The following is a 14,114-nucleotide window of genomic DNA, read 5'->3' as shown; positions in this document are numbered from 1 at the left end:
GTGCACTGTAGGAAAAGCAGAGGATTATGTTAACGTACTCATATAAGAGCTTGCTCAATTGTTACCTCAAATTTGACAATTGCTTACGAGCCGCCGACCTTGTAGTTTCCTGCCGTTCGTGGAAATCGTTGGGACGCGCCATATGTACGCTAATATGTATGAGTTGAGCGACATATAAATAAGCATGTAACGGAGTACATATGTCACCAAACAGCGATTCCATCCTTTCCCAGGAGCTCTCGCGCCGCACTGCCCTTAAGGCCCTGTTCGGCGCCGCTTCTGCGGCAGTTCTTTTTGGCCTGCCCACTCGCGCCCATGCGGCGGAGGCTTCCAAAGAAACCACCGATAAATTGAATGCCGCCCAGGCCCAACTCGACGAGGTTCAGGCCCAGCTCGACAGCATCGCAAATGAGTATGCGGCGCTGGCCAACAAGAATGCCCAGACCCTCAACGACATCGAGAATGTCCAGGGCAAGATTGACGACACGCAGGCCCAGATCGATGAAAAGAAGGCCGAGCTCAAGAAGAAGCGCAACGACCTTTCCGATCGCGTGGCCGCCAGCTACAAGTCCGGCGGTACGAATATCCTGTCGCTGCTGCTGGCCTCTGGCTCGTTTGAGGAACTCGTCGCCAACGCGCATTACGTTGAGAAGATCAACAAGAGCGACCGCGATGCCATCGAGGATATCCAGACGATTCAGGCTGAGCTCGACGCGCAGAAGACCGAGCTCGAAGCACAAAAGGCCAACCTGGAGAAACTCAAGGACCAGCAGACGGCTCAGATGCAGGATATGCAGGCCAAGCAGCAAGAAGTCCAGACCGTGCTGAACGGTCTTTCCGACGACGTCAAGGAACTCATGGCTCAGCGCGATTCCGAGATCCTCGCTGCCGCCCAGGCTGAGGAGGCCGCTAGGAAGGCGGCTGCGGCAGCCGCGGCCTCTGCGAACACGGGCTCTTCTTCGGGTGGCTCGAGCTCGGGTGGCGGCTCGTATGCCGGCGGCACCCCGCAACAGACGGGCGGTTCGGGCAAGCAGCAGGCCGTCGTCAATGCGTGCTACTCGACGCCTTCTCCCGGCCAGGGCTGGTGTGCTGCCTGGGTTACCAACGTCTTCCGCAATGCCGGCGTGGGCTATTTTGGCGGCAACGCGTGTGACATGTTCAACGCCTGGTGCTATAGCTCCGACCGCTCGGCGCTGCAGGTGGGCATGATCGTGGCCGATTCCTCGCACAGCGGCACGGGTGCTCCGGGCCTTATCTACGGTCATGTGGGTATCTACGTTGGCGGCGGCATCGTAATGAGCAATGAGGGCGCCATTACGTCTAAGTCGCTTGATTCGTTCATTAGCTTTTATGGTACTGGCTCTGGCGTGCGTTGGGGCTGGCTTGGCGGTATTGCGCTGTCGTAACTGCGGCTTGAAGCTGGTTGGTCCGGGACTGCGGGCGAGGCATAAGGTTGCCTGCTCTACAGTCCTGCGCAAGACGAAGGCCACATTAAGTGGCCTTCTTTGCGTGCGGAACTCGCGACCAACCTTATGCCTCGCCCGCAGTCCCGGACCTTCCGGGTTCAAAGCGCGACACACCGGACTGGTTGTCTGATATAAAGATGGCGAAGGCCCCTTTCGGGGCCTTCTTTTTTATTAGAGGAATTCGCCTACTCGGTGGACTTCGGGTTCTAGGTCTACGTTGAATTGGTCTTTGACGGTTGTTTGGATGTGGCGGATGAGTTCGTCGACATCGGCGGCGGTGGCGTGGTCGGCGTTGACGATGAAGCCGCAGTGCTTTTCGCTCACCTGCGCGCCGCCGATGGCGTGTCCTCGCAGGCCGGCGTCCATGATGAGCTTGCCGGCAAAGTAGCCCTCGGGGCGCTTGAAGGTGGAGCCGGCACTCGGCATGTCGAGCGGCTGCTTGTCCTCGCGGCGCTGGCGGTAGTCGTCCATGTCGGCCTTGATCATCGCGGCGTTGCCCGGGGCGAGATTGAAAGTGGCCGAAAGCACGATGAAACCGTCGTCGGCAATGCGGCTCTTGCGATAGCCCAGGTTGAGCTCATCGACATCGAACTCGATAATGCTGCCGCTACCGCGGGTGCCGTCGTCGAGCATGCGTGCGGGCTTGTAGACGCGCACGGACTCCAGCACATCGGCCATGCAAGCGCCGTATGCTCCGGCGTTCATGTAGCAGGCACCGCCGACCGATCCGGGAATGCCCGAGATGGGCTCCATGCCGGTAAGGCCGGCCTCGGCTGCCGCGGCTGCGACATCGGAAAGCAAGGCGCCGGCTGCCGCCGTGACGTGCGTGCCGTCGACCGTAATGTCGGAGAGGCCCTCGCCCAGCGCTACGACGACGCCGCGGATGCCCTTGTCGCCGACGAGCAAGTCGGAGCCGTTGCCCACGATGGTGAGTGGTAGATTGCAGCGATAGCAGGTATCGAGCGTGGCGACGAGGCCCTGCTCAGTATCGGGCGTGACAAAGACGTCGGCCGGACCGCCGATCTTAAACGTGGTGTGCTCGCGCATGGGCTCGCTCATCAGCACGTTGTCCTCGCCGGCAACGCCAGCGAGCGCGCACAGCAGGTCCTCGTTAAAAAAATCGTTCTCGTGCATACGGATATCCGCCTTTTGGTGGTCGTTGTCATCAATCGATTGCAATATACCCCACCCGGACGGATTTGGTGCGCTGGCGGCGATAAAACAGCCGTCCACCGGATTGGTAAAGTGTTTATCACCGAGGTAGAGGGGTAGTCGCTATACTTTCAAGAGATTGCGCGTAAACCCGGAAGGAGCGAGATGGCCAACAAAGTCACCCTCAAGCAGATCGCCCAGGAGGTGGGGCTTTCCCCCTCGTCGGTCTCGCTTGTTCTCAATAATCGGCCCTGTCGCATCTCGGAAGAAAACCGCAAGCTCATCAAAGAGGTCGCGGCGCGCAACCACTATGTTCCCAACCAGATTGCGCGCAGCCTGGTCATGCGCGAGTCGCGCACGCTGGGCCTTATCGTCCCTAACATCGAGAGCCGCTTTTTTGCCTCGCTCGCCGGTAGCCTGGAAAAGCGCTGCCGCGAGGACGGCTATGCGCTCTTCATTACCAGCTCGGGCGGAAGCGCCGATGACGATCTGGAGCTGCTGCGCCAGCTGGTGACGCGCGGCGTTGATGGCGTCTTCCTGGTGGTGGGTGACGAGTTCTCCGATGACCGCGCCCTGCGCGAAGAAGTCAGCCACCTGCCCATCCCGGCCGTAATGGTCGACCGTGCCATTGAGGGGCTCGAGTGCGACAAGGTGATGTTCGACCACGAGATGGGCGGCTATATGGCCACCCGCTATCTGATCGAGCAAGGCCACCGCCGTATTGCCTGCCTGGTTAATGCCCGCCGTTCCAATACGGGTCGCAAGCGACTTGCCGGCTATGAGTGCGCGCTGCGCGAGGTTGGCCTGCCGATCGACGCGCGTTTGGAGTTTGAGAGCGAGTACTACATTCCGAGCGCATACGAGGCCTCGGAGGCAGTGCTCGCAACTGACGCCACTGCCGTGTTCGCAAGCTCGGATAACATTGCCCTCGGTTTGCTCAAGCGCTTGCACGAGATGGGGAAGAGCATCCCGGGCGATATCTCGGTGGTGAGCTATGACAACTCGGCGGCCGACGTTCTCTTTGAGCCGGCGCTGACCGCGATTGAGCAGGACCCTGGTGTCCTTGCGGAGCATGCTTTTGGCTGCATGTCCAAGCGTCTTGCCGGTAGGGGCGGCAGGCGTGCCGAAGAGGTCGTTCTGGAGCCGGAGCTTATCGTTAAGGACAGCGTGCTCGAGCTTACTAAACACAACTAAACACGTTTACCAATTTGCAGAGACCGAATGTGGAGCACCTGTGACAATCAACGCCGCAGGTGAATGTCGCGTTTTGCTAATCGATGGGATTGATAAGGGTGGTAAAACGTTTTTTCACCATGATAAAACGTTTTAGCAAATATACTGGTCCCAACGAAAGGTTGCCGTATTGGAGGGTGACCGCACAGCGAAGGGACATAAACAATGGCTAAAACACTGGGGACGCCGTGGCAAAAGCTGGGCCACGAGGTGCCGGCTTCCGAGCTCGAGGGCGTCGACCTGTATTGGCGCGCATCGAACTATCTGTCCGTCGGTCAGATCTACCTTCGCTCTAACCCGCTAATGCGCCCCGACTTTGTCGACGAGAAAACCGGTGAGGTGCGCGACTTCGGTCGTCCGGACGTTAAGCACCGCCTGGTTGGCCACTGGGGCACCACGCCCGGCATCAACTTCCTGTTCGGTCACGTCAATCGACTGATCGCCGACCACAACCAGAATGCTATCTTCTTGATGGGCCCTGGTCACGGTGGCCCCGCCGGTACTGCTCAGTCGCTGCTCGACGGCACCTACCGCGAGATTCGCCCCGACATCACCAATGACGAGGCCGGCCTGCAGAAGTTCTTCCGCCAGTTCTCCTATCCCGGCGGCATTCCGAGCCACTTTGCGCCCGAGACGCCCGGCTCCATCCACGAGGGCGGCGAGCTCGGCTACACGCTTAGCCACGCCTACGGTGCCGTCATGGACAACCCGAGCCTGCTGGCCGTGGCCGTGGTGGGCGACGGCGAGTCCGAGACCGGCCCGCTCGCGACCTCTTGGCAGTCCAACAAGCTCGTGAACCCGGCAACCGACGGTATCGTCCTGCCGATCCTGCACCTCAACGGCTACAAGATCGCCAACCCCACCATCCTTGCCCGCGTGTCCGACGAGGAGCTCACCAAGTTCTTCGAGGGTATGGGCTACAAGCCGCACTTCTTTGTCGCCGGCTTTGACGACGAGAGCCATGCGAGCATCCACGAGCGCTTCGCCTCCCTGTTTGAGCAGGTCTTTGACGAGATCTGCGACATCAAGGCCACCGCACAGGCCCAGGCTGCCGCGGGCGAGACCGTGGTCCGCCCGGCCTACCCCATGATCGTGTTCCGCACGCCCAAGGGCTGGACCTGCCCCAAGCAGATCGACGGCAAGAAGACCGAGGACTCCTGGCGCGCCCATCAGGTGCCGCTGGCGAGCGCCAAGGACACCCACGAGCACTTCCGCGTGCTGCGCGAGTGGCTGCGCTCCTACAAGCCCGAGGAGCTCTTTACGCCCGAGGGCCAGGTGCGTCCCGAGGTGACGGCCTTTATGCCGACCGGCGAGCTGCGCATTGGCGCTAACCCCAACGCGAACGGCGGCAAGGTGCGCCGCGAGCTCGAGCTGCCCGATATCCACGCCCACGAGATTCCCGTCGCCGAGAAGGGCCACGGCTGGGGCTCCACCGAGGCTGCCCGTGTCTTTGGTGAGTACACCGCCGACGTTCTGGCCAAGAACATGGACGACTTCCGCATCTTTGGTCCCGATGAGACCGCGTCCAACCGCCTGCAGGCTGCCTACAAGGTAACCAAGAAGCAGTGGGATGCCGGCTTCTACGAGGATGATGCCAACGACGAGCTGCTGGCCGGCTCTGGTAAGGTCGTCGAGCAGCTGTCCGAGCACCAGTGCGAGGGCTTCCTCGAGGCCTACGTGCTCACCGGCCGCTCCGGCGTGTGGAGCTCCTACGAGAGCTTTGTCCACGTGGTCGATTCCATGGTCAACCAGCACTGCAAGTGGCTCGAGGCCACCAAGCGCGAGATTCCGTGGCGCGCTCCCATCAGCGGCCTCAACATTTTGCTGTCGAGCCATGTTTGGCGTCAGGACCACAACGGTTTCTCTCACCAGGATCCCGGCTTTATCGACCTGCTGCTCAACAAGGCTAACGATATGCATATCGTGAATGCTTACTATCCGGCCGACGCCAACATGGCGCTTGCCGTGGCCGAGCGCGTCTATCAGTCCACCGACTGCGTCAACGCCATTTTCTGTGGTAAGCAGCCCGCCCCGACTTTCCAGACGGTTGACGAGGCCTGCGCCGAGCTTGCCGAGGGTGTCGCGACGTGGGAGTGGGCATCGACCGCCGACTCGCTCGCCGAGGCCGACGTCGTGGTCGCCACGTGCGGTGACGTGCCGACGCTCGAGGCCCTGGCCGCAACCGATATGCTGCGCGAGCTGGGCGTTAAGGTGTGGTTCGTCAACGTGGTCGATCTGCTCAAGATCCAAAACGTCTGCGAGAACGACCAAGCTATCAGCGATGAGCGCTGGTCCGAGCTGTTCGGCTGCGGCGAGAAGCCCGTGCTCTTCGCTTTCCACGCCTATGCCGGCACGATTCGCCGCCTGATCTGGGACCGCCCCGGCCACGACGCTTTCCGCGTCCACGGCTACGAGGAGAAGGGCTCCACGACCACGCCGTTTGACATGCTGCGCCTGAACAACATGGATCGCTGGGCGCTGGCCGCCGACGTGCTGCGCATGGTCGACGCCGACAAGTTTGCCGAGCAGATTGATGAATGGGAGGCATTCCGCACCGAGGCCTTTGAGTTCGCGTGCGACGAGGGCTACGATCACCCCGCCTTTACCGACTGGGTCTGGCCCGATGCCGCGGCTGCAACTGCTGCCGACGGCGCGCTCTCTGCAACGCAGATGACCGCGGGCGACAACGAGTAGGTAGGCATCCGGGACGGTCTCGCGCTGGGGCCGCCTCCGGGCGGGGAGACTTTGTCCGGGGAAGTGGGCTTCGCGAACTTCCCGGAGCAAGGCCACCCCGCCGGGCAAGGCCCTCTCGACCGTTTCGATATGCGGGGGCTGATTCTTTTTTATGTAATGGGGACACGGCTGCTACTTCCTTGAAAACCGTGCATCTAACTGTGGTCAGCCAAGATTGCATTGCCGGGGCCGGGGCGCCTGCTTTGTTTTGAGAAGTTCGCGGAGCCCACTTCTCAAAACAAAGCAGGCGCCCCGGCCCTCGTCTGTATGTAATCTCCGTTGAACGAGCCGTAGATGCCACGCACCGATGCGCTAAAGCGGCGACTTGAAATTGGTGCTATATTTAGCTTGAGTTGTTAAATGCTACTACGAGAGGCTGATATGGGGCTGTTCAAGAAGAAAAACCCGCAGGATGCCTTTGATCCCGATGTGTTTACCATCACGGATACGATTTTGGACCCGCCGCGGTTTACGTTTTTGCCGGCTATCTACCAGGATGCCACGCGCCGCAAGTGGGCCGTGCATCAGCGCGGCGGCGAGCCGAAGATTTTTGACTATGCGGACGTGCTGCAGTGCGAAGTAGCCGAGGCGGGCGATCAGGAAGCCGATGAAGCGGTCTCTAAACAGGAATTTGCCCAGCGTATTCTGGCAAATCCCGCTAAGGCGGCAAAAATGAACGCAGCAAAGCGTAATATGTGTCTTGGTATGGGCGTTGTTGTGGCGGTTCAGACGGGAAAAGACGAGGTTTCCAAATTAGAGATTCCCGTTATGACCGACGAAGTCAAACGCGATTCAAGCCTATATAAGTCGTATCGGAATGTCGCCGAGAAGATCAAGGCCGAATTTGATGCCATGGGAGGGCTGGCCTAATTTTGGCGGCTTACGTTTCTGAACGAGGAGTCTGTGCAATGGCAGGCGAATCTTATGCAATTCCCCCCAAGGATCGTGCTGTTGAGGGAATTCTTTGGTATATCCAGCACCATCAGCTTGCCGGCGGCGATCGCCTGCCGGCCGAGCGCGTACTGTGCGAAGAGCTCGGCGTTTCGCGTACGGCGTTGCGCGCCGGTATCACGCGACTCATCTCGTGTGGAACGCTCGAGAGCCGTCGCGGATCGGGTACGTATGTGTGTCCTCCTAAGCCGCTGAACATCTTCCAGGAAACGTATAACTTTTCCGATGCTGTGCGGACTGCCGGTCTGCATCCCTCTTCTCGTCTGGTTTCCACTGAGACCATCGAGGCGGATAAGACACTTGCCGACAAGCTTGGGGTGGCTGTAGGCGCTCCTTTGCTCCGCATGCAGCGCGTTCGACTTATTGAGGGCGAGCCGGCGTCAATCGAGACGGCTCACGTTAACTTGTCCCTGTGCCCCGCGCTTCCCGATCACGATTTTGAGTGTGAGAGCCTTTACGATGTCTTGCTCAAAGAAGGCGGCGTGCGCGTTGAGCATGGGCGTGAGCATATCTCCATCTCGCGTTTGAACGCCGAAGAGGCCGAGCTGCTCCAACAAGAAGAGGGAACGCCGGTGTTCTATGAGAGCACGATAGAATTTGATAAGGACATGCGTTTTGTGGAGCATTGCAAATCGGTGATTTTGCCCACAAAGTTCCGCTTTGCCGATAACGGCGAAAAGAACGGCATGAGGAGCGTGGCAGGTGAACAATGGCTGAAACAGTAGATGCCACCCCGGTTTATATGCGCATTCGACGCCGCATCGAGGAGCGTATCGAGCGCGGTATATATCCCACGGGTTCCATGATTCCGTCCGAAAAAGACCTCGCCGAGGAATTTGGTACGACACGCTTGACCATCCGAAGTGCTGTCGATGAGCTGGTTCGGCGTGGGCAGATTCGACGCGTCCGCGGAAAGGGCGCGTTTGTGGCACAGAAAGTGCCCGTTGCGTACGAGCGAACGGGAGGCTTTCGCGAATCGGTTCGTGCTTCGGGTGGCGAGCCGTCCGTCCGTATCCTCGCGCGTTCCAAGCGTTATGCGGGCCCATATTATGCCAACCTGTTTGGCATTGCCGAGGATGATTTGCTGTATTCGATTCGGCGTTTGAACTGCGTCAACGGCGATCCCGTATCGATTGAGATGGCGTTCATCCCGTGCCTGCTGTTTCCCACAATCGAAGATATTGACGTGTCGGTCTTCAGTTTGTACGAGACCTATGAGATGTTGGGCCGAAAGCCGGTCATGGCACAGGAAAAGCTCGATATCGAAGCGCTGGGCGCGCGAGATGCCGGCTTGCTTGGACTGGAGCAGGGCGATCTTGCCTTGACGCTTGAGTGCGTGAGCTTCGATGCAAGCGGCCAGGCGATCGAGTACGTCAAGTCGTTTAACCGCGGCGATGCGGGTGGATATACCTATACGTACTAGCTGGTTTTTTGCATAACGGGCTGAAAAGCTGACGGAATTTTGATTCGTTGAGCAGACTGCATATACAACCTTACATGGCTCAAAATCGACCGTTCGCCGATGGGGATAAATTAATCGACAAAGAGGTATCAAAAAGCCGTAACCTGTAACTGTGATTGGTATCCAATACTAATGATTTGTTACGAGGTGAGACGATGAAGATGTTCGATTACGTTCAGCTTGCCCATGTGCGTATGGGAGAGAACCTCGAGCGTTCGTCTGAGCTGGTAGCGCAGCTCGTTGATATTTTCCAGTCCGGTTCTTTTAACGCGCTGCGCATCGTTGCTTCGGGCTCGTCGCGCCATGCCGCCGATTGCGCTCGCGATTACCTGCAAGATGCGCTGCAGATGCAGGTGTCCGTTGTGACGCCCGAGGCCTTCGTCGATTTTGAACACACCTATCCGCAGCATGCGCTCAACATTGCCGTTTCGCAGAGCGGCTATTCGACCAATACGATCGCGGCTCTTGATTACATGCGCGCACACGATATGGCTGCAGTTGCGCTCACGGCAAACGTCGAGGCACCCATCAAGGAGCACGCTGACATCGTTCTTGACTACGGTGTGGGCGTCGAGTCGGTGGACTTTGTGACGCTGGGCGTCGAGGTTCTCGTTGAGTACCTGGCGCTCTTTGGTATTTACGGCGGTCAGGCGCGCGGAACGATTGACGCCAAGGGTGTTGCCCAGCGTTTAGACGACCTGCGCGAGGCTATCCATGCCAATGCTGTGATGTGCAAGACCGCCGAGGCATATGTCCAAGACCGCATGCTCGAGCTTTCTGAGCACATGCCCGCCATGGTCGTCGGCAACGGCCCCAACTATGGCGTTGCCGAAGAGGCGGCCCTCAAGCTGAGCGAGACCATCAAGATTCCTGCCATGCATCACGAGGGCGAGGAGTTCGTCCACGGTCCCGAGATGCAGATCGTTCCGGGTTATCTGGTGTTTATCGTCGACGATCCACAAGGGTCGGAGCGTCTTGCGAATATCGCCGATGCGCTATCGAACGTTACGGCAAATACGGTGCTGCTCACGGCCCATCCCAGGGGTAGGGCTCACGAGGTTGCGGTACCTCAGGTGGCTCCGCTGCTCAGCGCAATTCCCAATCTTGTGTTCTTCCAGACGATTGCGGCCATAATCGCCGAGCGTCTGAAGTCATGGGACGTGCACCCGTATCTCGATGCCGTCTCCAAGCAAATGGAGGTCAAGGCAGAGGGCTACGAAGAGTCAGTCAATGCGCTTAAGGCCAAAGCGGCTGAGTGTTACGGGATGTAAGCGGGTTTTGATGCCCGTTGGCATGGGGGGTGTGGAGACAACCCCAGAAAGGAGAGACAAATGAAGGAAACCGAGAAGATCGAGATCATGCATTTCGACCAGGAGGGCTACCTCGAAGACGGCAAGGCGCTCTACGAGACCGGCAAGAAGATGACCGCGCTCGCCGACAAGGTCGCCGACGAGGGCTACGACGCCGTGTTCCTGATGGGCGTCGGCGGCACCTGGGACGAGCTCATGCAGCTCGAGTACCTCATGAACAAGTTCGGCGACCGCGACCTCGAGGTCTACCTGATCCACGCCGCCGAGTGGAACGTCTCCGGCCACAAGCGCATGACCGAGAAGTCCGTCGTGCTCACCGCCTCCGAGTCCGGCACCACCCCCGAGGTCCTCGAGGCCGTCAAGAAGATGAAGGACATGGGCGTGCGCGTCTACGCCATGACCAAGCCCGAGGGCCCCATCGGCCAGGCTGTGGGCGCCGAGAACTGCGTCGCCATGGCTTCTGACCATGGTTCGGGCGGCTGCGAGAAGGGCTACTACCTCGCCGACTGCTTCGGCCTGCGCCTGCTCAACCGCCGCGGCTGCTTCCCCAAGTTCGATCTGTTTATCGAGCAGACCAAGGACATCTGGAAGGACATGCTCGACATCCGCAAGCGCTTCGAGCCGCGCGCCGAGGAGCTCGCCAAGAAGTACGCCCTGGCCCCCTACACCATGTTCATCGGCTCCGGCGCCCTGTGGGGCGAGACGATCCTGTTCTCGATGTGCATCCTCGAGGAGATGCAGTGGAAGCGCACCCGCTACATCACCTCGGCCGACTTCTTCCACGGCACCCTCGAGCTCGTGGAGCCGGGCGTCCCGGTCTTCCTGTTCATGGGCGAGGACGAGAACCGCAAGCTCGACGAGCGCGTCCGCGCGTTCCTGACCCGCGGCGTGACCGGCGACACCGACATCAACATCATCGACACCGCCGAGTTCGCGATCCCCGGCCTTGACGACGAGTTCCGCGTCATCGTCTCCCCGTGGATTCTGACGGTGCTCGTGACCGACCGCCTGGCTCGCTACTACGAGACGGTCACCAAGCACAACCTCAAGTATCGTCGCTACTATCACCAGTTCGACTACTAAAGAAAACGGGTGCGGGAACGTGCCGGGCTATTGAGAGGAACACAGAATGAGACAGTACATCATCGCCAGCCATGCGCACTTCGCTACCGGCATCAAGGAGAGCGTCGAGCTGCTCTCGGGTGCTCGCGACAACGTCCACGATCTTTCGATGTTCGTCGAGGACCGCATGGACGTGGCCGAGGAGGCCCAAAAACTGCTGGCGGGCATGTCTGCTGACGATGATGTCGTTGTCTGCACCGACCTCTTTGGCGGCAGCGTCAACAATGAGTTCACCAAGATCGTCCAGACGCGTCCCCGCACGTACCTCGTTACCAACATGAACCTTCCTCTGCTCATCCAGCTGCTGTTTTCTGACGAGTCGGCGCCGGTTGAGGAGACGATTCGCGCCATCGTCGCTGCGGACGATACGCGCGTGAAGTTTGTCAACGACCTGCTGGTCGATAACGACGAGGAAGAAGAGTTCTAATCCGCAGCGCCTATTGACATGCCGTAAGACGGCGCAAGACCTTTGGGGGGTCACATTATGATTCAGCTACTTCGCGTTGACCATCGCCTGCTTCATGGCCAGGTCGCAGTTTCCTGGGTTCAGGGCCTTGGCTCCAACTGCATTTTTTGCGTGGGTGATAAGGTCGCCAACGACCCGGTGTGGAAGACGACGCTCAAGATGGGCAAGCCTGCCGGCTGCAAGCTCGTCATCAAGGACATGGAGCATGCAATCGAAGCTATCAACTCGGGCGTGACCGACAAGTACAAGATGATCATCTGCGTCGCCACTATCGCTGAGGCAAAGCAGCTTGTTGAGGGCTGCCCGCAGATCAAGTCGGTCAACCTGGGCAACACCAAGCCCAAGGACGAGAAGCGTCCCGACGCTCGTCAGGTCTCTCGTCAGATCTTCCTGACCGCGGCCGAGGAAGCCGATGTGCGCGAGATGCTGGATCGTGGCGTTGAGGTCGAGATTCGACCCCTGGCCGATGACCCCAAGGTTGACTGCGCCAGCGTGCTCTAGGCGTTTAAATTCGAAGAGTCTGAGCTCTTCGTAGTGTCCTATATGGAAAGGGGGATGTATGCTTACCCAAGCAATCCTCATCGGACTTATCGCCGCATTTGGTAAGTTCGACTGCCAGCTCGGTACGCTCTATGCGTTCCGTCCCATCGTCCTGTGCCCGCTCGTGGGCCTGGTCCTGGGGGACCTGCAGTCTGGTCTCGCGATCGGTGCGAGCCTTGAGCTGCTGTTCATGGGCTCGATCTCCATCGGCGCCTACGTACCGCCCGATGAGACGATCGGCGGCGTGCTTGCCTGTGCCTTCGCTATCCAGCTGGGCCAGAGCACCGAGGCAGCCATCGCGCTTGCCATGCCCATCGCAACGCTGTGCCTTGCCATCAAGAACATCCTCAACGCCGCCCTGCCGATCCTGGTTGACCGCGCTGATGTCTTCTCCGGCCAGGGCAACCTTAAGGGTGTCTATGCGATGCACTTCCTGATCGGTTCCACCGGTGTCATCATGGCGTTCCTGCTGTGCTCGCTGTCGTTCTATCTGGGTGCTGACGCCATCCAGGGTATGCTCGACTTCATCCCGCCCTTTGTCCTTGCTGGCTTTGGCGTGGCCGCCAACATCCTGCCGGCCATGGGCTTCGCCATGCTCGGCCGCCTGGTGCTCACCAAGCAGCTCGTGCCCTTCTACTTCCTGGGCTTCCTGCTGTGCTCCTACGCCAACGTGCCCGTCCTGGGCGTCGCCCTGATCGCCATCATCATCGGCATCGACAAGTTCGACCTGCTCGGCCTGGGCGGAGCCCAGCCCCAGCTCTCCGCGGAAGGGGATGAGGACGATGACTTCTAGTCCCGAGAACAAGATCACGCGCTCCGACCTCGTCAAGAGCGCCCTCAACACCGGCGCCCTGGGCATGGAGTTCTCCTGGACCTACTACAAGCAGATGAACATCGCCTTCTGCCTGATGGTCGCCAACATGCTCAAGAAGATCTACGCCGGCCGCCCCGACGACTACGCCGAGGCCCTGCACCGCCACTGCGCGTTCTTCAACATCACCGTGCAGTTCGCCCCGTTCGTCGGCGGCATCGCGATGGCCATGGAGGAGAAGGTCGCCCGCGGCGAGATCGAGCCCGAGAGCGTCAACGACGTCAAGGCCGCCCTCATGGGCCCGCTGTCCGGCATCGGCGACTCCATCTTCCTGTCGACGCTGCGCGTGGTCGCCGCCGCGGTGGGCATCAGCCTGTGCCAGGCCGGCAACCCCTTCGGCCCCATCGCCTTCCTGCTCATCTACAACGTCCCCGGCTTCGCGCTGCGCGTCTGGGGCGCCGTCAAGGGCTACGAGCTGGGCGTGGGCTTCCTGGACGAGGCCCAGAGGACCGGCCTCATGCAGAAGATCATGACCTGCGTGGGAATCGTGGGCGTCATGGTCGTGGGCGCCATGTGCAAGGACATGTTCTGGGCCAGCATCCCGGTGGCCATCGGCTCGGGCGAGGACGCCCAGACCCTCCAGGACATCCTGGACGGCATCATGCCCGGCATGCTCGGCATGCTCGCCTTCTGGCTGTACTACTGGCTGCTGTCCAAGAAGATCAACCCCATGGTGCTGATCGTGGCCACCATGGTCGTGGGCATCGTCGGCGCGTTCTTCGGCGTGCTGGCGTAAGGGCCCGGCCTATTATCTGCCCCCAAGGGAAACGGCGACCCGTTGCGGTCGCCGTTTTTTATTATCGAAAGC

Annotated in this window: 13 protein-coding genes; 12 read left to right on the top strand and 1 reads right to left on the bottom strand. The window is 59.9% G+C overall.

What is annotated here, in order from left to right:
• The first annotated feature begins 200 nt into the window (after positions 1 to 200).
• A complete protein-coding gene (locus tag ACESSC_RS04565) occupies positions 201 to 1,406 on the top strand; it encodes a coiled-coil domain-containing protein (RefSeq protein WP_373161475.1) in 1,206 nt (401 codons plus the stop codon).
• A gap of 231 nt (positions 1,407 to 1,637) precedes the next feature.
• Here the strand turns inward: ACESSC_RS04565 and murB are convergent, their stop codons facing one another.
• Positions 1,638 to 2,600 carry a UDP-N-acetylmuramate dehydrogenase gene (gene murB / locus ACESSC_RS04560; RefSeq protein ID WP_373161472.1) on the bottom strand — a complete coding sequence of 321 codons (963 nt, stop codon included), beginning with the start codon at positions 2,598 to 2,600 and terminating at the stop codon, positions 1,638 to 1,640.
• Between the two features lie 183 nt (positions 2,601 to 2,783).
• On the opposite strand from murB, the gene ACESSC_RS04555 reads away from it, so the two are divergent.
• From ACESSC_RS04555 to ACESSC_RS04505, 11 genes are all read left to right on the top strand, one after another.
• Complete coding sequence (locus tag ACESSC_RS04555) at positions 2,784 to 3,812, top strand: LacI family DNA-binding transcriptional regulator (RefSeq protein WP_373161469.1); 1,029 nt, start codon at positions 2,784 to 2,786, stop codon at positions 3,810 to 3,812.
• 204 nt (positions 3,813 to 4,016) lie between these two features.
• Positions 4,017 to 6,545, top strand: coding sequence for a phosphoketolase family protein (locus ACESSC_RS04550; RefSeq protein ID WP_373161467.1), 2,529 nt, complete (start codon positions 4,017 to 4,019; stop codon positions 6,543 to 6,545).
• A 420-nt stretch (positions 6,546 to 6,965) separates the two neighbouring features.
• Positions 6,966 to 7,454 (top strand): hypothetical protein, encoded by a 489-nt coding sequence (locus tag ACESSC_RS04545; protein WP_373161464.1) that lies wholly within the window; start codon positions 6,966 to 6,968, stop codon positions 7,452 to 7,454.
• Positions 7,455 to 7,492: 38 nt separating this feature from the next.
• The gene (locus tag ACESSC_RS04540) at positions 7,493 to 8,260 is read left to right on the top strand and encodes a GntR family transcriptional regulator (protein WP_373161462.1); all 768 of its coding nucleotides are present in this window, start codon (positions 7,493 to 7,495) and stop codon (positions 8,258 to 8,260) included.
• A complete protein-coding gene (locus ACESSC_RS04535) occupies positions 8,245 to 8,958 on the top strand; it encodes a GntR family transcriptional regulator (protein ID WP_117638248.1) in 714 nt (237 codons plus the stop codon). Before ACESSC_RS04540 ends, ACESSC_RS04535 begins: the two co-directional genes overlap by 16 nt.
• A 194-nt stretch (positions 8,959 to 9,152) precedes the next feature.
• Entirely contained in the window at positions 9,153 to 10,268 is a 1,116-nt protein-coding gene (locus ACESSC_RS04530; RefSeq protein ID WP_373161460.1) for an SIS domain-containing protein, read from the top strand.
• A 60-nt stretch (positions 10,269 to 10,328) separates the two neighbouring features.
• Positions 10,329 to 11,390 carry an SIS domain-containing protein gene (locus ACESSC_RS04525; RefSeq protein WP_373161458.1) on the top strand — a complete coding sequence of 354 codons (1,062 nt, stop codon included), beginning with the start codon at positions 10,329 to 10,331 and terminating at the stop codon, positions 11,388 to 11,390.
• Positions 11,391 to 11,436: 46 nt separating this feature from the next.
• Positions 11,437 to 11,856 (top strand): PTS sugar transporter subunit IIA, encoded by a 420-nt coding sequence (locus ACESSC_RS04520; RefSeq protein WP_373161456.1) that lies wholly within the window; start codon positions 11,437 to 11,439, stop codon positions 11,854 to 11,856.
• A gap of 57 nt (positions 11,857 to 11,913) precedes the next feature.
• Positions 11,914 to 12,396, top strand: a complete 483-nt coding sequence (locus ACESSC_RS04515; RefSeq protein ID WP_099432286.1) for a PTS sugar transporter subunit IIB — start codon at positions 11,914 to 11,916, stop codon at positions 12,394 to 12,396.
• 58 nt (positions 12,397 to 12,454) lie between these two features.
• Positions 12,455 to 13,228, top strand: coding sequence for a PTS mannose/fructose/sorbose/N-acetylgalactosamine transporter subunit IIC (locus ACESSC_RS04510; protein WP_373161454.1), 774 nt, complete (start codon positions 12,455 to 12,457; stop codon positions 13,226 to 13,228).
• Complete coding sequence (locus tag ACESSC_RS04505; protein ID WP_117638274.1) at positions 13,209 to 14,042, top strand: PTS system mannose/fructose/sorbose family transporter subunit IID; 834 nt, start codon at positions 13,209 to 13,211, stop codon at positions 14,040 to 14,042. The genes ACESSC_RS04510 and ACESSC_RS04505 overlap by 20 nt, the downstream gene beginning before the upstream one ends.
• The last annotated feature ends 72 nt before the right edge of the window (positions 14,043 to 14,114 follow it).

This window comes from Collinsella aerofaciens, from assembly GCF_964243765.1.
GTDB classification, from domain to species: domain Bacteria; phylum Actinomycetota; class Coriobacteriia; order Coriobacteriales; family Coriobacteriaceae; genus Collinsella; species Collinsella aerofaciens_BU.
This window is presented reverse-complemented; position numbering and strand designations above follow the sequence as displayed.